We start from the raw sequence: 19578 nt of genomic DNA, 5'->3' as shown, positions 1-19578 counted from the left end.
TCGTCCCCGATGAAAACCTCCTGCGACATTCATCATAACTCTCTGTGATAGGGCAGGCTCTTGCATCGCCCTGCGTGGCTCTCACTTGCCGGTACAGCAGGCGCCCATCCCGCCAGACAGAGACGGCGGTGCGGCCCGTACATTCAGCAGGAGCCAATTCATGGCCAAGACCCCGCCCAAAGCCCTGGCGAAGATCACCCCGGATACCCTGACCGCTGCAACTATCGCCGATGCTGGCGTGATGCGCGGCCCGGGCGGCGAGACCCATCAAGTTGCGGGTCATGGCGTGCCGGTCATGACCACCGCACAGGGCATTCCGGTCTATGACGATCAAAACAGCTTGAAGATCGGTCCTCGCGGCCCCGTTTTGCTGGAAGACTTCGCCTTGCGTGAAAAGATCTTCCATTTTGATCATGAGCGCATTCCAGAGCGCGTGGTCCATGCGCGCGGCTATGGCGCGCATGGATTTTTCGAGATAACCGATCCCAGCCTGGCGCAGCTTTCGGCCGCCGACGTGTTTCAGCGCCCCGGCGAACAGATTCCGGCCTTTGTTCGCTTTTCGACCGTGGGCGGCAATAAGGGCTCTGCCGATGTGGCGCGCGACGTGCGCGGCTTTGCGGTGAAAATCTACACCCAGCAGGGCAATTGGGACATTGTCGGCAATAATATTCCGGTGTTCTTCATTCAGGACGCGATCAAGTTTCCAGACCTGATCCATGCGGCCAAGGAGGAGCCCGATCGCGGCTTCCCGCAGGCGCAGACGGCGCATGACAACTTCTGGGACTTCATCTCGCTCTCGCCCGAATCCATGCATATGGCCATGTGGATCATGTCGGACCGCACGCTGCCGCGCAGCTTCCGCTTCATGGAGGGCTTCGGTGTGCATACGTTCCGGCTGATCGATGCGGCTGGGAAAACCACCTTCGTGAAGTTCCACTGGAAGCCCAAGCTCGGGCTGCAATCCGTGGTCTGGAACGAAGCGGTGAAGCTGAACGGCGCCGACCCCGACTATCATCGTCGCGACCTGTGGGACGCGATCACCACCGGCAATTTCCCGGAATGGGAATTTGGCGTGCAGATTTTCGACGAGGCCTTTGTCGAGAGCTTTGACTTCGATGTGCTGGATGCGACGAAGCTCATCCCTGAGGAGCTGGTGCCCGTCAAGATCGTCGGCCGGCTCGTTCTGAACCGGGTCGTGGACAATTTCTTCGCCGAGACCGAGCAGGTGGCCTTTTCCACCGGCAACGTGCCGCCCGGCATCGGCTTCACTAACGACCCTCTGCTGCAGGGCCGCAATTTCTCCTATCTCGATACCCAGCTGAAGCGTCTGGGCAGCACGAATTTCACGCATCTGCCGATCAACGCTCCCAAATGCCCTTTCGCGACCTTCCAGCAGGATGGCCATATGGCGATGATCAATCCCAAGGGACGCGCCAATTACGAGCCGAATTCCTGGGGACCGGAGATCGGTGGGCCGCGCGAATCCCGCACGACCGGCTATAGGCCCGCGGCCGAGCAGATTTCCGGTGACAAATTGCAGGCGAAGGGTGAGCTATTCGCCGACCACTATAGCCAGGCCCGGCAGTTCTATGTCAGCCAGACGCCGACAGAGCAGGGCCATATCGAAGACGCCTTCATCTTCGAGCTGAGCAAGGTTGAGACGCCTGTCATCCGCGCGCGTATGATTTCTCATCTCCTTAATATCGATGAAACTTTGGCGGAGAATGTCGCGGACGGGCTGGGCCTGGCCGAGCTGCCCGAGCCTGCAGTGCCGGCGCGCAAGATCATCATGGACCTGCCGCCTTCACCTGCGCTGTCCATTGTTCAAAACGGACCAAAGCGCTTTGAAGGCCGCAAGCTGGGCATAATGGTGACGGACGGTGTCGACAGCAGGCTGCTCGCCAGCCTGCAGACGGCCGTGACGGCGGCCGGTGGTGCGGTCGAACTGATCGCGCCCCAGGTCGGCGGCGTGGTGTGCAGCGACGGCAAGCTGTTGCCCGCGAAGCAGCGGGTGAATGGCGGGCCGTCTGTGCTGTATGACGCTGTCGCTATCCTGCCCTCGGCAGAGGGTGTGGCGCTGCTGGCGCAGGACCCGGCGGCCAAGGATTTCGTCAATGACGCCTTCGCCCATGCCAAGTTCATCGCCTATGGGCCGGATGCATTGCCCCTGTTTGAGAAGGCGAATCTCGCGGCCGATATGGATGGTGGATTTGTCGCTTTGAAAAAGCCTGCCGATGCGGAAGCCTTCGTCAAGACCTGCGGCGCCTTGCGGTTCTGGCCGCGCGAAGCGGTGCTTGGCGGCAAGCACGGGGCTGCTGCTGTCGCCTGACCATTGCCGGAGCCGAAGGGTGCCATGCCCACCCTTCGTCAGGCGCCGGGCCTCAGCTCCAGGCGTGAAGCGGCGGGTTGATGCCGTTGAGCGCGTGGTTGCCGAGGATCGCATATTTCCACCGCACCGGATCGTGCAGCGTATGCGTGCGCGCATTGCGCCAATGCCGGTCCAGCGCCTCGGCGGCAAGGGTAGAGCGGGTGCCCGCGAGTTCAAACAGCTTGCTGGCCGCATAGACCGAGAGTTCGGTCGAGAAGACCTTTGCCTCGGCGGTCGCCAGCTGAGCGGCGGCGACCGTCTCCGCCGTCGGATTGGCGACGGCCTGATCCACCGCAATCCCAGCCCGATCGAGCAGCGCTTCGGTCGCATGCAGACGCAATGTCAAATCACCGATGGCCTGGATCGTATAGGGATCATCCGAAGCGCGATCCTGCCCGCTATCGATCCAGGGACGGGATTTGGTACGGACGAAGGCGATGGTGTCGTCGATCGCGGCTTTGGCGATGCCGGTATCGACGGCGGCCTGAATGATCTGGAAGATTGCGCCATCGGCGGTCGGCCGCTCATAGCCCAGATAGCCGGGTACGAGATGCGTCTTCGGGACAGCCACGCGGTCCAGGATAACAGTGCCGCTGCCGGTGGTGCGTTGGCCGAAGCTTGACCAGTCGTCTATCACCGTCAGACCCGGCGCATCGCGGTCGGCAATGGCATACCAGGCGCGTCCCTGATCATCCAAGGCCACGATCGGCACCAGATGGGCGTAGATCGCGCCGGTGGAATAGAATTTGCGGCCGGTGACGATGACATGATCGCCGGCGTCTTCAAAGACCGTCTCAAAATCCGCCGCGCGCTTGGAGCCGAATTCTGAGAAAGCATTGCCGAACCGGATACCCTTCAGCACCAGATCGAAAAGCAGCTTCTGCTGTGCGGCAGCCGAGACCGTGCGGATGGCGGCGACCACGCCGAGATGGTTTTGCGGAATCTGCCCGATGGACGGGTCGGCGGCCGAGATGATGGCAATGACGCGGGCGAGCGTGACATAGGACAGCTCGGGCCCACCGAAAGCGCGGGGCACATTGATGGACCACAACCCGCTTTGCGAGAACAGATCAAGCTCTCTGACAGGTGCAATGCGGTCACGGTCACGCGCTGCCGCCCCCTGCACGAAATCCGCCGCCAGCGCCTGTGCGACAGCGATCGCTTCCGCGTCGTCGGCGATGACATGCGCGGGCGTGCCGGGCTTGGGCAGCCCGGGCACGCCGCTCAGCGACCTTTGGGCATCGACCGCGGCCTGGGCCGCTGGCGGGGTTATGATGGTCATGGGACAGCCTCAATGGGTTGAGAGTGAGAGGTCTTGGCCGACAGGGGTTTGTTAAAGCCGAGATAGGCCGCGCGGATATCGTCACGGTCGCGCAGGGCAGCCGCCGCCCCCGCGATCACCACTTTTCCGTTTTCCAGAACCACGCCGCGATGCGCAGCGCGCAACGCGACCGCCGCATTCTGCTCGGCCAATAGGATTGAGAGGCCGTCATCACGGTTGAGCACGGCCAGCGCGCGAAAGATTTCCGCGACCACGATCGGCGCCAGACCCATGGACGGTTCATCAAGGATAAGAAGCCGGGGCCGCGCCATCAGCGCGCGACCGATGGCCGCCATCTGCTGCTCGCCGCCCGACGCTAAGCCCGCGAGCGCCTTTCGCTTGCTGTGAAGGCGGGGGAACATGGCATAGACCCGTTCAAGATCCTGTGCCGTCTCAGCCTTGCTGGCCTGCCGCCCAATCGCGCCGGTGATGAGATTTTCCTCAATCGTCAACCCGCGGAAGCAGTGCCGGCCTTCCAGCACCTGAACAAGTCCGGCAGAGACCAGACGGCTGGTCGGCTGGCCCGTCGTGGATTTGCCATCGAAGCGGATGGTGCCGCGGCTGATGCGGCCACGCTTAGCCGGCAGGAGGTTGGAAATGGCGCGCAGGACAGAGGATTTCCCGGCGCCATTCGCACCCAGCAGGGCGACGATTTCGCCCCGCCCGACATCCAAGCTGACACCGCGCGCCGCCAGGATGGCACCGCCATAGACGACCTCGACATCTTCAAGCGTCAGCAGGGCGGGCGCGGCTGTCATGGCAGGCTCACTGCGCCGCGACAGTTTCTTTGGTGCAGTCACGCGGCGTGATGCTGTGTTCGGAGGCGTATTTATTCGCCGATGCCTCAATAATCGGGCGCAGCACAGACCAGTCCGGCGCGATCCAGTTGCTGATACGCACCCATTTGGTGCCGTCCCACTGCTGGAATGTCACCAGACCATGACCTTCATGGTCGGAGCAGGTGACATTGATCGAATGAAACAGGCCCTCGGCGCCGAGCGCCTTCACGCGCGCCGGATCAAGCTGCAGATGCTCAAACCCCCAGCGTACTTCGTCTCCGGTCAGCGTGCGATCACCGAACTTTGCCTGGGCAATACGAATGGCTTCGACATTGAGGATGCCGTTCACGATGCCCAGATTGTGGTAGACGCTGCCGATACGCGACTTATCCGCCAGATTGCCTTTACCTGCGCCATAGACGACCTTCTCGATCTGCTGCAACACGGGGTATTGCGTGCCCGTCGCCTGCGTCGTCAGCGCGATATAGCCCTTGGCGGCGTCACCGGCCGGAATGACATCCTCTTCCGAATTGCTCCAGACATTGCCCACGATATGGTCTGCCGGGAAGCCGACCTTCTGCGCGGTCTTTAGCGCGACCGGGTTCATCACGCCCCATCCGCGCAGCACGACATAGTCAGGGCTGACACGGCGAATGGTCAGCCATTGTGATTCCTGCTGCGTGCCCGGATGCGGCACTTCAAGCTGCTGCAGCTTGAAGTGGTATTTGTCCGCCAGAAGCTTGTAGATCGGGATGGTCTCCCGACCATAGGGCGAGCCGTGGTACAGCACGACGATGGATTTGCCCGACAGCTTGTCGAGCCCGCCCAGACGGCTGGCGATGAAGTTCACAATGCCGGAGCTTTCGCTGTAGGGATTCATCAACAGCGGAAAGACATAGGGAAACACCGCGCCATCCGTGGAATCGGTGCGGCCATGGTCGATGGTGATCAGCGGCACCTTATCGGCGGTGACGCCGTCAATCATGGCATAGGCGATACCCACGCTCAGCGGATTCCAGGCAGAAGGTCCCGGCACATGGGTCTTCTGGCGCTGATAGCATTCCACCCCGCGCTCGACGACATATTGCGTTTCGCATTCGTCCCAGGTGAGCTTCACGCCATTGACGCCGCCGTCACGCAGATTGATCAGGTTCATATAATCGATGAATCCACCGAAGAACCCTGTGCCGCCGGCCGCATAGGGCCCGACGCGATAGCTCTGGAGGGGAAAATACTGCTCCGGCTGCGCGGCCTGCGCCGTGGTCAGCGACCCGGCGAGAGACAAAGCGAAGCCCGATGCCAAAGCGGTTGAAAGTGCGAGCGCTTTCAGCCTCTTGAAGTTAAAACCCATGGGAAACTCCGTAAAAACTCGAGAAAAGGTTCAAGCTGGGCGCCGTCCGAAGGACAGCCGCCGCAACAGCGCTGACAATCCGGCCGGTTCTATGCGCAGAAAGATGATGATCAGGGCGCCGAGGATGACTTTCTGGACGAGGTCCACGAGTCCGCTATCGAAGCCCGGACCCAGCAGCATGGCCCCCGCCCGCGACAAGGCCAGCGGCAGCACCACGATGAAAGCTGCACCCAGGAAGGCGCCACGAATACTGGCGAGACCGCCGATGATGATGACGAAAAGGATCTGGAAGGAGCGGTCGAGATCAAAACCGTCGGGCTCGATCGTTCGCAGATAGGCGAAGGACCACAGTGCGCCGGCAATGCCGATGTAGAAGCTGCTGACGGCGAAGATGAACAGCTTGGTGCGCAGGACCTTGACGCCGAGCATGCGCGCGGCAAGCTCGCTGTCCCGCACCGCGATGAGTGCACGACCGGTTTGGCCGGATACCAGCCGCATGGCCAGAAAGGTTAGCACGGCGACGACGCCGAGGCAGAGAAGATAGCGCCGCACAGGACTATCCAGGACCAGAGAGCCGAGATGCATCGGCGGCGGACTGAGGACGCCGGATGTATCATAGTTGGAAAACCAGCCGATATTCGTCAGCGCCCATTGCACGAAGAACTGCGTCGCCAATGTCGATACGGCCAGATAGAAACCCCGCAGCCGCAGACTGGGCAGCCCGAAAACAATACCGATGGCGGCAGCGGTCACCCCAGCCAGAGCTAATCCGCCGAGCAGCGGCAGGCCGGGAAGACGCAGCAGAAAATTATAGCCGGCAAAGGCCCCCACCGCCATGAAGGCCGCACTGCCGAGCGACACTTGGCCGGCATAGCCGGTCAGGAGATTGAGCCCGAGGGCCGCCAGGCTGATGGCCAGAAACGGCGTCAGAATCGCATCGAAAAGATAGTTGGAATGGAGTTGCGGTACCAGGACGGCGAAGATCAGCAAAATAAAGACGGGGCCGCGATAGGCCTTGAAACGGGGCAGGCCCGTTACGGTCTCAGTGCCTTGCAGGGTCGTTGTGCTCATCGCTCAGACCCTCTCGACCAGTTTCTGGCCGAACAGGCCGGAGGGGCGGATCAGCAGGAAGGCAAGGGCCACGACATAGGCGAACCAGCTATCGATGCCGTCGCCGATATAGGGGCCGAGATAGACCTGGGCGAGATTTTCAGACGCACCGATGATGAGTCCCCCGACAATGGCGCCTGCGATCGAGTCGAAGCCACCCAGAACCAGAACGGGCAGGGATTTCAGCACGACCAGAGATAGCGAGAATTGCACCCCGGTGCGCGCACCCCAAAGCAGGCCGGCAACCAGGGCCACGACACCCGCGGTGGCCCAGACTGCCGCCCAAATGCGCGGCAGGCGCAGGCCGGTATTGAGGGCGGCATATTGGTCTTCTGCTGCCGCCCGGAAAGCAAGGCCGGTGCGGGTATAGCGGAACAGGATGGTCAGCAGCACAACCATCAGGGTGGCAACCGCAGCACAGAAAAGATCGAACTGGCTGACCAGAACGCCGGCGATCTGCAAAGGCTTATCCGCAATGCCGAGGTCGAGACCATGGACCTGTGTGCCCCAGATGAGTTCGGCGCCGCCTTCGATGATATAGGACAGGCCGAGCGTCACCATGAACAAGGTGATCGGCGGCTGATTGACCATGGGGCGCAGGACGAACTTCTCGATGATGACGCCGAGTGCCACCATGACAGCCAGTGTTATCAGCAAGGCCAGAGCGAATGGAATGCCCTTTTCATGCAGACTGACAAAGGTCAGCGCCGCAAAGAGCAGCATTGATCCTTGGGCAAAATTCAGCACGCCGGAGGTTTTGTAGATCAGCACGAAGCCGATCGCGACCAGGGAATACATGATGCCGGCGGCGAGACCCGCGACCAGAACTTCCAGGAAAAATCCGAGGGGACTCATGCTGCGATAGCCGTATCGTCGCCGTCATCCGCGTGCGCGACGCCGAGATAGGCGTCGATCACATCCTGATTGGTCTGGATCGCTGCCGGCGTGCCATCGGCGATGCGCTTGCCATGGTCAAGCACCGTGATGCGGTCAGACAAATCCATCACCACGCCCATGTCATGCTCGATCAGGATGATGGTGGCACCGCTGCTTTCATGCGCGTCTCGAATGAAATTGCTCATCGCAACCTTTTCGCCCGCCGTCATGCCCGCCATCGGCTCGTCCAGCAGAAGGAGGCGCGGCCCCGATATCAAGGCCCGCGCCAGTTCCACGCGTTTCTGCGCACCATAGGGAAGGGTGCTGACGGGACGATCCTGGAACTCCGCCACGCCCAGCTGCTGGAGAAGCAGGCCAGCGCGATCATAGGCATCCGTCTCTTCGCGCCTGGCGCGCCGTGTGCCGAGGATCTGCCCCAAAGGACCGGACCGCAGCCGATGCGTCAGGCCCATCATGACATTTTCCGTGACGGTCAAACCCTTGAAAAGCACGATGTTCTGAAAGGTTCTGGTGACGCCCATGCCGGCGAGCCGGCGTGTATCGATATGCGGCAGACGTCGGCCATCGATGTGGATGTCGCCTTCATCCGGCCGGTAGATTCCGCAAATAATATTGATCAGCGAGCTTTTGCCGGCCCCATTGGGACCGATCACCGCATGGACTTCACCGGCCTGGACATCGAGGTCCACGCCTTTCAGCGCACCCACCCCGCCGAAGGACAGCTTGACGCCGGAAAGGCTAATCGCGACGCCCGCCATATGACCTTATCCCTGGACGGTGTCGTCAGGCGGCGCGGGCGCGGCCGCGGGCTTCTTCAAGCTCGCGCACCAAAGGCAGAACACGCTCCCCGAAATGAGCGACCTCTTCCTGGAAATGCAGGAAGCCGCACAGCACGAGATCGACGCCGATCTCCTTCAGCGCGACGATCCGTTCGGCAATCTGGCGCGGCGTGCCGATCAGGTTGGTCTTGAAGCCGTCATTATACTGGACCAGATCCTTGAAGCCGGAATTGGACCACATGCCCTGGCCTTCGGGACTAGCCTGGCCGGCTTCTTTGACGGCGCCGCCAAAGGCGTTCACGGCTTCAGGATCTGCCTGGTCCACGATTGAGGCGAGAACGGCTTGTGCTTCTTCTTCCGTCTCGCGCGCAATGACGAAGGCATTGACGCCGAATTTGACACGGCGGCCGCGCGCAGCGGCGAGCGCGCTGACATTCTCGATCTGTTGCCGGTGGCCGTCCGGCGTATTGCCGTTCATGAAATACCAGTCGGAAACGGCCGCTGCATTTTCCTGCGCGGCTTTTGAGTTGCCGCCCTGGAAGATTTCGGGATGGGGCGACTGCTGCGGCTTCGGCTTCAGGGTGAAGTCCTTCGCCTTGTAGTACTGGCCTTCGTAACTGAAGTTGTCTGTGGTCCAGATGCCCTTCACCACTTCGATGAATTCGCGGGAGCGCTTGTAGCGCTCGTCATGCGGCAGCCAGGGCAGGCCGAGCGCGTCGAATTCCCCGGCAAACCAGCCGCTGACCACATTGATGGCCCATCTTCCATTAAAAAGTTGGTCGGCCGTCGCGCCCAATTTTGCGATCACATGAGGATGCCAGGGTCCGGGCAGGATGGCGGCGATCACCTTCAAGCGCGTTGTGTTCGCCAGGATCGCGGTCGAAAACGTTGTCGATTCATGCTGGTAGTCGGCACCATAGCTGCCGATGAACCGTATCTGCGACAGCGCATAGTCAAAGCCGGCAGCTTCGGCGATTTGGGCGAGCTTGATATTGTAAGGAAGATTCCAGTCCGTGCGCTGCTCAATCTTGCTGACGACCAAACCGCCCGACACATTGGGGACCCAATAGGCAAAGGCCAGCGGATCGTTGCCATTGCCCGGCGACGGCAGATCGTTAGACATTCCATACTCCCTGGCGCTCCCGTCGTGCAAAGCGGCTGCAGACGGAATTTCACCACATCAAATGTTTTTAATCGCAAATAACCGTATTAGCCGAGCATATGCACCAGCCTAGATCGCGGTCAACGGAAAAATGCGACGTCGGAGAGTCAGATTATAATAGTGCGAAGCAAAATCGTAGTTACTGATCGCACTCTGACCTTGGTCGCGCAGAGTGAGATGGCACTACCATTGAGGACCGCGCGCCCGTGACGTCGCTATCGCGTTGGGTCAGGGGCAGCGAAGCAGGCGCGGGGCCACCAGGGCACCCGCGAAGACTCTGCCGTCGCGTTAGGACTTGGCGGGGGCGAGCCGATATTCGTCAAGAACGCGCTCATGCGCGTCGAGGGCAGCTTTCACCCTGTATTGGAAGCCGAGTCCAGCCATCGGCATGAGTCGCACGACCGTATAGGTGCCTGCGCGGACCGTTTTATCGACGGCACCACCGACAATGATAACGCGATCGCCTTCGGCAAATCGACGAGCAAACATCACTGGATTACCTTGCCTGAACATAAGCAAAATGCGGCGCGTCTCGCTGGCCGATGACGACGGCGCTCGACGGAGGCCAGAAAACAAAAAAGGCCGAGCGAACTCGACCTTTTTTATAAGCGCCTTAAAAGCCAATGCCGTTATGGAAACGGTCACTGGTTCAAAATGCGGCTGTATTAGACGGCCTGAAGATTTTCCGCGGCAAGCTTGCCGTTGCGATCATTCTTGACGGCATCGAAGCTGAGCTTCTGGCCTTCGTTGAGAGACGACAGGCCGGCACGCTCAACGGCAGAAATGTGCACGAACACATCCGGGTTGCCGTTGTCAGGCTGAATGAAACCGAAGCCCTTGGTCATATTGAAGAATTTAACGGTACCAACGGTCATGGTGATCTTCCTTTCGATCGTTCTAAAAATTTAGCCCGGCCAATAAGTCATGACGGGCTGTTCATGATCGATTTTAAAAAAGGAAGGTCGTGACATGCTTGATACGCGCAATACGAGATTCTTCAGTAAGATCAACAAATTCTATCTAGGCGAAATACCAGAAAATAGCAAGAATAATTTGGAGTGAGCAAATCACCGCAAGGATGAGAGCGGTATTTTGCGCCAGGACAGAGCTGCGTTGCGCGGCCATCTTCATCATCGCATGCCACCCTTGGCCTATCAGCTTCTGCGCGCGGCTGTGCGCGTGACGCTCTGAAGGCCCTCGAACAGCGCGAAGCGCGCCGCATGCTGGGCGGCGATCGCGCCGCCCGCGGGTTCATGGATATGGTCATTCGCGGACATCGCCTGCATCGCCGTCTCCACATCCGGGAAATGGCCGCCCGCGACCGCGCCGAGCATGGCGGAGCCGAGCAGGACAGGCTCCTTCGTCTCCGGCACCGCCACCGGCAGGCCGGTCGCATCCGCCAGCATCTGCCGGACCAGCGCCGAACGCCCCGCACCACCGCTAATCGCGATAGCGGACACACGCGCGCCTGCCTTCTGCTGTGCGGCCAGAATCTGGCGCAGGCCGTAGCCCAGGCCGGCAATACCCGCGACATAGAGTGCGACCAGGCTGGTGCGGTCCGCCTCCATGCCGAGGCCTGCAATCACGGCGCGGGCATGGGGGTCCGCGTAGGGCGCGCGGTTGCCGAGGAATTCGGGCACCACATGCAGCCCAGCCGCCAGGTGAATGACGCCGGACGTGTTTCCACCGGCAGCGTCCAGCGCGAGCATGGCAAGATAGTCGGGCAGGCTTTGCCCCGCGTCATGCGCTTCAGCGCTCACCGCTTCATGCAGAGGATGATAGCGCAACAACTCGGCGATGGCCGCACCCGCTGCCGATTGCCCGCCTTCCAGCAGCCAGGCGCCGGGCACCATGGCGGAGTAATAGGGACCCCAGATGCCGGGTGCGAAAACCCGCGCGCTGGTTGTCGTCATGGTGCAGGAGGATGTGCCCATGACATAGGCCATCACCGCCTCAGCGCCGCCGCTACCGGGCAGGCGCGCATCGCGCACGCCCACCGTGCCGACACCGCCGGCATGGGCGTCGATCAGCCCTGCGCCCACGGGCGTGCCGGGCAGCAGGCCGAGATCGCCGGCGGCGGCCTCCGTCAGCCCCTGCCCGAGTGCCGTGCCTGGCGGGACAATCTCGGTCCCGATGCGTCGAAACCCGTCATCGGCGAGCGCGCCGAGGCCGATGGCATGGAAATAATCGGCGTCCCAGCGTGCCTCATGGGCGAGGTAGGTCCATTTGCAGGTCACGGTGCAGATGGAGCGTGCGCGGCTGGCGGTCGCGCGGAAAGTCAGGAAATCGGTGAGGTCAAAGAAATCGGCGGCGGCAGTAAAAACCTGCGGCCGATGCTCGGCGAGCCAGAGCAGTTTCGGCGTTTCCATTTCCGGCGACATGCGGCCGCCCACGAAATCCAGCACCGCATAACCGCCGGCATTGATGCGTTCGGCCTGCTCTACCGCACGATGATCCATCCAGAGGATGACATCGCGGGACGGATCTTCCGAGGGGCCAACGGGTAGGCCGTTTCCCTGCGCATCGAGCGCGACAAGGGAGCAGGTGGCGTCAAAGCCGATGCCGGCGACGAACTCGGCCGAAACGCCGGCGGCGTCCCGCGCCTCACGCACGCTCTCGGACACCGCTCGCCAGATCTGGGCTGAGGACTGCTCGACGATGGCGCCGGGGCCGCGGAAAATCAACAGATCGCGCTTGGCGCTGGCGAGCAGACGGCCGGAGGCGGTAAAGAGGCCGGCGCGTGCGCTGCCCGTGCCGACATCGATGCCGATGAAGATAGGCTGATGGGTGGTCATCGGTCTAGAGGTCTGTGCCGTTCGGCATGATGACAAGGTCGCGCACCGTGACACCCTTGGGCCGCGTCAGCATGAAGATCACGGCCTCGGCCACTTCTTTCGGCTGCATCAGGCTGCCATTGGCCAAAGCCTCGTCCATCTTGGCCTTCGGCCAGTCGGCGAGAAGGGCGGTTACCACCGGCCCGGGCAGCACCGCGCCCACGCGCACGCCATGCGGGGCGAGCTGCCGGCGCGTTGAATGGACAAAGGCCTGCACCGCGAATTTCGACGCCGTATAGATCGGCTCCCAGATCACCGGTATCACGCCAGCGATGGAGGAGGTGAACAGGATATCACCCGACCCCTGCTTGATGAGATGTGGGAGCACCGCATGAACCGAGCGGAAGGCCGCATTGATATTGAGGTTGAGCATGCGGTCCCAGGCATCAGGGTCGCCGTCCGCCACCGGGCCACCGATATAGGCGCCGGCATTGGCGTGGAAGATATCGAGGCCGCCGGCGAGGTCGAGAATGCGTGGCAGGATGGAGGAAAGGTCGGCGGGGTTGAGCAAGTTCACGACCAAAGGCCGCGCCTCCGGCCCCAGCTCGGCACACAGGCTGTTCAAACGATCCTCGGCGCGGTCGATCAGCACCACGCGGGCGCCTTCGGCCAGAAGGTGGCGCGCGCATTCCAGGCCGATGCCGGAAGCGGCACCGGTGATGGCGGCAATCTTGCCCTTGAGAGAGTCGGCCATGATGAAAATCCTAAACTAAATTAGGCCCGGCCGTGCGAGGCGCGGGAGCGGCGGGCGAGACTGTCTACGATCACGGCAATGGCGAGCACGCCACCGGTAATCATGTAGCGCAGGCTGGAGGAGAGGTTGAGCAGCGTCAGGCCATTGGAAATCGCCTGAATGACGATCACGCCGAGCAGTGCGGAATAGGCGCTGCCACGGCCGCCGAACAGGCTGGTGCCGCCGATGACGGCCGCTGCGATGGCATTGAGGTTGACGTCGCCCGTGCCCGCCTGGCGGCTGGAAGAGGCCAGGCGAGCGGCCGAAAGGATACCGCCGGCGGCCGCAAAGGTGCCGCACAGCAGGAAGGCGCTGCGATAGATGCCGCGCACATTGATGCCCGAACGGCGCGCCGCTTCCCGATTGCCGCCGACCGCGAACATCGAGCGGCCCCATTTCGTCCGCCGCAAGGCGTAATCGGTGATCACCACCAGCAGCGTGAACAGCGCGAACATCCAGGGCAGGCCACGGCCGAGATTGAGGTAATAGACCGCTCCGATCAGCAGGAGCGTCACGACGATGGCTTTGATGGCGAGGATGCGCAGCGGCTTGACCGACAGATTGGCGGCCGCCCGGCGCCGGCGTTCGCCTAGTCCTGTCCAGATCATGGCTGCGCCCGGTGCGAGGGCCAGAAGATAGGACAGCCCGGCCGGCATGATCAGGATCTGGCCGAAATGGGCCAGGAAGGAATCATAAGGCAGGTTGATCGACCCCGTGTCGCCCAGCAGATAAAGCTGCAGGCCGAGCAGGGCGAGCAGGCCGGCGAGGGTCGCGACGAAGCTTGGCATGCCGAAGCGGTTATAGAGTTCGGCATAGACGAGGCCGACGAGAGCGCCGACGGCAAGAGCGAGCAGAATGGCCACCGCCACCGGCCAGCCGGCATTGATCCAGACAACGCCCAGAATGGCCGACGACAGGCCGCTCATCGAGCCGATGGAGAGATCGATTTCGCCGAGCAGCAGCACGCAGACGACACCGAGGGAGATGAGACCGACAGTTGCGCAGTCAAAAAGAAGATTGACCAGATTATTGGGTGCTATGAAGACGGGGTTGAGGCTGGTGAAGACGATGGTGATGGCGACAAGCCCCACCATGACGGGCAGCATGCCAAGATCGCCCGAACGGATACGGTCGAAGAAGGCGCGGATTTCGCCCGAAATGCCCTCGTCATGGCGCAGGCGCTCATCGCTGCGGTCAAGTGCTGCGCCGGCGGGGGGCTGGGGAGCGGTTGCGGTCATGCGGCACCTGCGGCGGGATGGGAGGCCGTTTCACGGGCGGCCTGACGGCGGGAGACGGAGTTTTCGGTCGCCCCGGTAATGGCGGTGATCAGGTCGTGGTTGCTGCTCTCGGGCGTGAAGACACCGTTATTGCGGCCAAGGCGCAGCACCACGATACGGTCGGCGATGGCGCGCACATCCTCCATATTATGGCTGATGATGATGACACCAAGGCCGCGGTCGCGCACACGCTCGATCAGATTCAGAACTTCGGCGGTCTGCGCGACGCCGAGGGCTGCTGTCGGCTCGTCCAGCATGATGACTTTGGGGTCGAGCAGGAGCGAGCGGGCGATGGCGACCGTCTGGCGCTGACCGCCGGAAAGGGAGGCGATGGGTTCGCGCACTGAGGGGATGCGGGCGGCAAGTTCACGCAGCAGCGTCCAGGCCCGCACTTCCATTGCCACTTCGTCGAGCCGCCAGGGCGCGAGTTCGTGGCCGAGAAAAAGATTCGCGACGACGTCAAGATTTTCGCAGAGGGCGAGATCCTGGAAGACGGTCGCGATTCCGAGGCCGAGTGCGTCGGCCGGGCTATTCAGCGTCACCGGCTTGCCGCAAAAGCGGATATCGCCTGAGGTCGGCTGATGCACACCCGCCAGCACCTTGATGAGGGTGGATTTGCCGGCGCCGTTGTCGCCCACCAGTGCCACCACCTCACCCGCATGGACATCGAGTTCGATATCGGTGAGCGCGGACACCGCCCCGAATTTCTTGGTCACATCCCGCAGACTGAGGATGATCTCGCCGCGCGGCGGACGGGGATGGGGGCTCGGGGGATGGGTGCTGGTCATGGCGCCTTGCCTCGGATGAAAAGAGACGCCCCAGCCTGGCCCGAAGGCCGGCCGGGGCGCCAGTCGGGGAGTGTGTTAGGGCGTGATGCCGAGCGTCTTGCAGGAAGCCGCATAGTCGGCCGTGCAAAGCTGGGCTGCCGTCTGGATACCCTTGTCGATAATTTCCGCCTTTAGATTCTCGGCGGTCACGACCGTGGGCGTGAAGAGTTCAGTCGGCGTTCCGAAGAGCGTCGTCGGCGCGGCCGGCGTCTGGCCGGCGATGAAGGCCACGGCGACCTTTGCGGCCGCGGCCGCGACGATTTCCGACGGTTTGGAAATCGTATTGTACTGATCGCCGGAAATGATCAGCTGCAGGCCGGCGATGGTCGCGTCATTGCCGGTGACGGGCGGCACGGGGTTCACGCCGGCGGCCTTGAATGCGGCAATGGCCGCACCTCCGGTGCCGTCATTGGCAGCGACCACGCCCACAATCTTGTCACCGAACCGGGTGACCTGGCCACTGGTCCATTCCTGCGCTTTGGGCGGGGCCCAATCAGGCGTGTCGAATTCGGCGAGTGTCTTATAGCCGCTGCCGGCGAGACCTTCATGCACGCCGTCACGAATGAGGCCCGCGGCCGCATCGGTAGGCGAGCCATTGATTTCCAGTACGCCGCCTTTGTCGGTCGGCACGTTATGAGCTTTCAGATCGGCGACAAGGGACTGCGCGATGGAACGGCCGATGCCCTTATTGTCGAAGGAGACATAGTAATCGGCGGGCGTCTTCGGGATAGGCCGGTCATAAGCGATGACTTTGACGCCCTGGGAATGGGCCACCTGCACCAGCGCCGCGGCGGCAGAGGAATCGACCGGGTCGAGCACCACGACCTTGGCGCCCTGGGCGATCACCGAATTGAACTGTTGCTGCTGCAGCGACGCGTCGGCATTGGCATTCTGATAGATGACCTTGTCATTCGGGGCGAGCTTGGCGAGAGCGGCTTTGAAGCCCGGAAAATCATGCTGTTCATAGCGGGTCGATCCCTCATCGGGCATGAGGAAGGCGATCGTGTCCGAGGCGGCAAAGGCGGTAGGTCCGCCGACGGTGATGATGGCCAGACCCGTGGCCAGGGCTAGTCTTTTCATGGCGTTTCTCCTCCAGGTTGTGGGGAGGGCGGACGGCATGCTGTCGCGCTTGGCCGCCACCCATGCCGCATGGCATAGCAAAACCCGCGATGATGCGGGCTGAGGGCCGGGCATTGCGCCGGCGTCTGTGGACGAACCTCCCGCGAGCAGATCACAAAATCCGCGCGCTCCATCGGTTGTGCAAGTTTGCTCAATCGATGGAGCATCGTTGCACCAGCCGACACGAGGTGTCAAGAAGCGGTCATGGACCCCCGCAGACAAGCTCGCCGCACCACCATCTATGATATCGCGGCACTCCTCGGCACATCGCCGAGCGCCGTCAGCGCGGTGCTGAACGGCAGCTGGCAGAAGCGGCGCATCGGCAAGGCACTGGCAGAACGCATCCAGGCGGCGGCGAAGGCCGAGGGCTATGCCGTCAATCTTCAGGCGGCGGGGCTCAGGCGCGAGCATTCGCGTATCATCGGCATGATCGTGCCGAAATACGACAATCGCTACTTGGGCGCGATCGCAGAGCGGTTCGAGGTCATGGCCCGTGCGCGGGGACTGTTTCCCATCGTCACCTGCACCATGCGAGACCCGAAGCTGGAAGCGGAAGCCGCACAAGCGATGATCTCCCACCAAGTCGACTGGCTGGTCGCGACGGGTGCGACAGATCCAGACCGCATCAACGAACTTTGTGCCGCATCCGGCGTGCCGACGCTCAATCTTGATTTGCCCGGGCGCCGCGCGCCGTCAGTCATTTCTGACAATTTTGCCGGCGCGCGGGATCTGACGGCGCGCATCCTGGAATGCTGCCACGCGGAATTCGGCACGGTGGCGCCGCTGCTTTTCGTTGGTGGACGGGCCGGGGACCATAATACGATGGAGCGCCTGCGCGGCTTCCAGGCGGCCCATGCCGCCTGGGGCCTGGCGGTGACCGATGATCTGGTCCTCACCTGCGGCTACGCGGCGGAAAAGGTCGAGGCGGCGCTGGATGGTCTGGCACGGCAAGGCAGCACTCTGCCGAACGTCCTGTTTGTCAATTCAACAATTTCACTGGAGGGCGTGGTGCGCTGGATACGCACAAGCCCGGCCTATGCCGGGCGGCCGGTCAGACTTGGTTGTTTTGACTACGATCCGTTCGCCAGCCTGCTGGAGGAGACGGTCGCCATGGTGCAGCAGGATGTCGATGGTTTGCTCGCCGCGCTGTTCCGCCTGATCGATGCTGGACCGGAGGCTGCGGTGGTGAGCGGGGCCGATGCCCCGATCATCCTGGTGCCGCCCCTGGGTCCTTTGCTGCAGGCCGATGGGCGGGCGATGCCATTGGCGGCCGTGCCAAGCCTGTAACCGGGCTCACGCGTCCGGCAGGACCGCCGTCGCGTCGATTTCGACCAGCCAGGTCGGTCTCGCCAGAGCCACAACGACCAGTCCGGTACACACCGGATGCACGCCACGGATATATTCGCCCATGGTGCGATAGACGGGCTCGCGGTGGCGCACGTCCGTGAGATAGACGACGAGCTTGCAGACATGCTCCATCGTGCCGCCGGCTTCTTCCATCAGCTGACGGATGTTCTGCATCACCTTATGGGTCTGCGCGACCGGATCGCCGATGCCGACATCTTCCGCCGTATCCAGATCCTGCGGGCATTGGCCGCGCAGGAAGACGGTGGCGCCGCGCGCCACCACCGCCTGGGCCAGATCATTGTCCAGCTTCTGCTCAGGATAGGTTTTGGCGGTGTTGAACGGGCGGATGCGGGTATGGATCATGATGGTTCTCTCAGACGGTCTCGGTGGCAGCGGCGGCCATGTGATCTGCGATATGCTGCGCCAGATAGGCGGCATCAGGCCACACGCCCCAGATGAAGGACGAGCCGCGGCGGGAGAGCCAGGGTAGGCCGAGAAAATAGAGGCCCGGCACGTCGGAGACACCTTTGTGGTGGCGCGGCCTGCCCTGTTCGTCGAAAACATCCACCTCCATCCAGCTGTAATCGAGCGCATAGCCCGTGGCCCAGATAATGCTGGTGATGCCCGCGTCTGCCAGATCGAGTGCGAGGATGGGATGCGTGAGGCAATCAGGGTCAGGCAGCACCCGGCGCGCCTCGGGCTCTTCCGGCAGGTCGAGACCGTTTTCGGCCGCGTAGGCATCGGCGCGGTCCAGCACGGAGAGGTAGTTGGCGTCGCCGCCGGCGATATTCCGCGCAAGGTCGGGCGCGAAAATCAGGCGGCCGTTCTCGAAACGCTGCCCGCGCCCGAGCAGGGTAATGCCCTCGGCGGCGAAGCGGCGGAAATCCACCGTCTGTCCGCCCCGCGCACCGCTGACGGCGATCGTGACATGCTCAAGTCCCGGCTCACGCGCTTCCTTGTCCCAGTCACCGAGCACGCCCAGCCACCAGCAATAGTCATGGCCGCGATAGGCGCGCGGCGGGCGATGATGAGGCCCGACCGAAAGATAGACGCGCCGGCCGCCGCGGTTCAGCTCATCCGCGATCTGCGCGCCGGATGAGCCGGCACCGACGACGAGCACCGCGCCCTCGGGCAGTTGCGCCGGGTTGCGATATTGATTGGAATGGATCTGCAGCAGACCGGAATCGGCTGGCACCATGGTCGGAATCAGCGGCCGCTGGAACGGGCCGGTGGCAGAGACGACATGTCTCGCCTCGATCACGCCGTCGGATGTTTCAAGCCGGAAGCCTGTGCCGTCTGCCTTCTTTTGCAGACGCTTGACCTCGATCCCGGTGCGGATCGGGGCGCCGAATTTTTCGGCATAGGCGACGAAATAGTCCGCGACACTTTCCTTCGGCGCAAAGGCGTGCGGGTCGGTCTCGGGGAAGGTCATATTGGGGAAGCGATCATGCCAGGCCGGACCGTTGGCGACGAGTGAATCCCACCGTTCCGAGCGCCAGCGCTCGGCAATCCGGTGCCGCTCCAGAACCACATGCGGCAGCTGCCGCTTGGTCAGGTGCTCACTGATCGCGACGCCTGCCTGGCCCGCCCCGATCACCACTGTGTCCAGTTTTTCGACACCCATAGGAGAGTCCTTTTGATCGCGCGATAAACCGGAGGCGTTACATCCGGCAT

The 19578-nt window shown here is 62.5% G+C and carries 18 protein-coding genes; 3 read left to right on the top strand and 15 right to left on the bottom strand.

Translation table 11 applies throughout. The features are described 5' to 3' along the window. Nucleotides 1-160: 160 nt before the first annotated feature. Entirely contained in the window at nt 161-2329 is a 2169-nt protein-coding gene (locus tag AC3G7M_RS18600; protein WP_489216704.1) for a catalase, read from the top strand. Nucleotides 2330-2381: 52 nt separating this feature from the next. On the opposite strand, the gene AC3G7M_RS18595 is transcribed toward AC3G7M_RS18600, so the two are convergent. Genes AC3G7M_RS18595 through sfnG form a run of 7 tightly spaced genes read right to left on the bottom strand, consistent with a single transcriptional unit; the run spans nt 2382 to nt 9728 of the window. Beyond that, nucleotides 2382-3650, bottom strand: coding sequence for an SfnB family sulfur acquisition oxidoreductase (locus tag AC3G7M_RS18595; RefSeq protein WP_489216703.1), 1269 nt, complete (start codon nt 3648-3650; stop codon nt 2382-2384). Then, entirely contained in the window at nt 3647-4447 is an 801-nt protein-coding gene (locus AC3G7M_RS18590) for an ABC transporter ATP-binding protein (protein ID WP_489216701.1), read from the bottom strand. The genes AC3G7M_RS18595 and AC3G7M_RS18590 overlap by 4 nt, the downstream gene beginning before the upstream one ends. A gap of 7 nt (nt 4448-4454) precedes the next feature. Further along, entirely contained in the window at nt 4455-5819 is a 1365-nt protein-coding gene (locus AC3G7M_RS18585; RefSeq protein ID WP_489216699.1) for an ABC transporter substrate-binding protein, read from the bottom strand. Between the two features lie 30 nt (nt 5820-5849). Next, on the bottom strand, nt 5850-6890 hold the full coding sequence (locus AC3G7M_RS18580) for a branched-chain amino acid ABC transporter permease (RefSeq protein ID WP_489216698.1): 1041 nt from the start codon (nt 6888-6890) through the stop codon (nt 5850-5852). A 3-nt stretch (nt 6891-6893) separates the two neighbouring features. Beyond that, nucleotides 6894-7784 (bottom strand): branched-chain amino acid ABC transporter permease, encoded by an 891-nt coding sequence (locus tag AC3G7M_RS18575; RefSeq protein WP_489216697.1) that lies wholly within the window; start codon nt 7782-7784, stop codon nt 6894-6896. Beyond that, the gene (locus tag AC3G7M_RS18570) at nt 7781-8584 is read right to left on the bottom strand and encodes an ABC transporter ATP-binding protein (RefSeq protein WP_489216695.1); all 804 of its coding nucleotides are present in this window, start codon (nt 8582-8584) and stop codon (nt 7781-7783) included. Before AC3G7M_RS18570 ends, AC3G7M_RS18575 begins: the two co-directional genes overlap by 4 nt. A 25-nt stretch (nt 8585-8609) precedes the next feature. Further along, entirely contained in the window at nt 8610-9728 is a 1119-nt protein-coding gene (gene sfnG, locus AC3G7M_RS18565; RefSeq protein WP_489216694.1) for a dimethylsulfone monooxygenase SfnG, read from the bottom strand. A 372-nt stretch (nt 9729-10100) separates the two neighbouring features. Here sfnG and AC3G7M_RS18560 point away from each other — a divergent pair, with 372 nt between their 5' ends. After that, the gene (locus tag AC3G7M_RS18560; RefSeq protein ID WP_489216692.1) at nt 10101-10313 is read left to right on the top strand and encodes a hypothetical protein; all 213 of its coding nucleotides are present in this window, start codon (nt 10101-10103) and stop codon (nt 10311-10313) included. A 119-nt stretch (nt 10314-10432) separates the two neighbouring features. On the opposite strand, the gene AC3G7M_RS18555 is transcribed toward AC3G7M_RS18560, so the two are convergent. The 6 genes from AC3G7M_RS18555 to AC3G7M_RS18530 form a co-directional block, all read right to left on the bottom strand. After that, nucleotides 10433-10642: a cold-shock protein gene (locus tag AC3G7M_RS18555; protein ID WP_489216690.1), complete on the bottom strand. Its 210-nt coding sequence runs from the start codon at nt 10640-10642 to the stop codon at nt 10433-10435. A 279-nt stretch (nt 10643-10921) separates the two neighbouring features. Beyond that, nucleotides 10922-12562, bottom strand: coding sequence for an FGGY-family carbohydrate kinase (locus AC3G7M_RS18550; RefSeq protein WP_489216689.1), 1641 nt, complete (start codon nt 12560-12562; stop codon nt 10922-10924). A gap of 4 nt (nt 12563-12566) precedes the next feature. Further along, nucleotides 12567-13295 (bottom strand): SDR family oxidoreductase, encoded by a 729-nt coding sequence (locus AC3G7M_RS18545; RefSeq protein ID WP_489216686.1) that lies wholly within the window; start codon nt 13293-13295, stop codon nt 12567-12569. A gap of 20 nt (nt 13296-13315) precedes the next feature. Then, nucleotides 13316-14572 (bottom strand): sugar ABC transporter permease, encoded by a 1257-nt coding sequence (locus AC3G7M_RS18540; protein ID WP_489216684.1) that lies wholly within the window; start codon nt 14570-14572, stop codon nt 13316-13318. After that, nucleotides 14569-15399, bottom strand: coding sequence for an ATP-binding cassette domain-containing protein (locus AC3G7M_RS18535; protein ID WP_489216682.1), 831 nt, complete (start codon nt 15397-15399; stop codon nt 14569-14571). Before AC3G7M_RS18535 ends, AC3G7M_RS18540 begins: the two co-directional genes overlap by 4 nt. A 75-nt stretch (nt 15400-15474) precedes the next feature. Beyond that, complete coding sequence (locus AC3G7M_RS18530; RefSeq protein WP_489216680.1) at nt 15475-16518, bottom strand: substrate-binding domain-containing protein; 1044 nt, start codon at nt 16516-16518, stop codon at nt 15475-15477. A 243-nt stretch (nt 16519-16761) separates the two neighbouring features. On the opposite strand from AC3G7M_RS18530, the gene AC3G7M_RS18525 reads away from it, so the two are divergent. After that, nucleotides 16762-17844, top strand: coding sequence for a substrate-binding domain-containing protein (locus AC3G7M_RS18525; RefSeq protein ID WP_489216678.1), 1083 nt, complete (start codon nt 16762-16764; stop codon nt 17842-17844). A 6-nt stretch (nt 17845-17850) separates the two neighbouring features. Here the strand turns inward: AC3G7M_RS18525 and AC3G7M_RS18520 are convergent, their stop codons facing one another. Together AC3G7M_RS18520 and AC3G7M_RS18515 are read right to left on the bottom strand one after the other, a co-directional pair. Beyond that, nucleotides 17851-18267 (bottom strand): RidA family protein, encoded by a 417-nt coding sequence (locus AC3G7M_RS18520; RefSeq protein WP_489216676.1) that lies wholly within the window; start codon nt 18265-18267, stop codon nt 17851-17853. A gap of 10 nt (nt 18268-18277) precedes the next feature. Beyond that, nucleotides 18278-19528: a flavin-containing monooxygenase gene (locus tag AC3G7M_RS18515; RefSeq protein ID WP_489216674.1), complete on the bottom strand. Its 1251-nt coding sequence runs from the start codon at nt 19526-19528 to the stop codon at nt 18278-18280. Nucleotides 19529-19578 lie beyond the last annotated feature (50 nt).

It is taken from the genome of Acidisoma sibiricum, from assembly GCF_057837225.1.
This window is presented reverse-complemented; position numbering and strand designations above follow the sequence as displayed.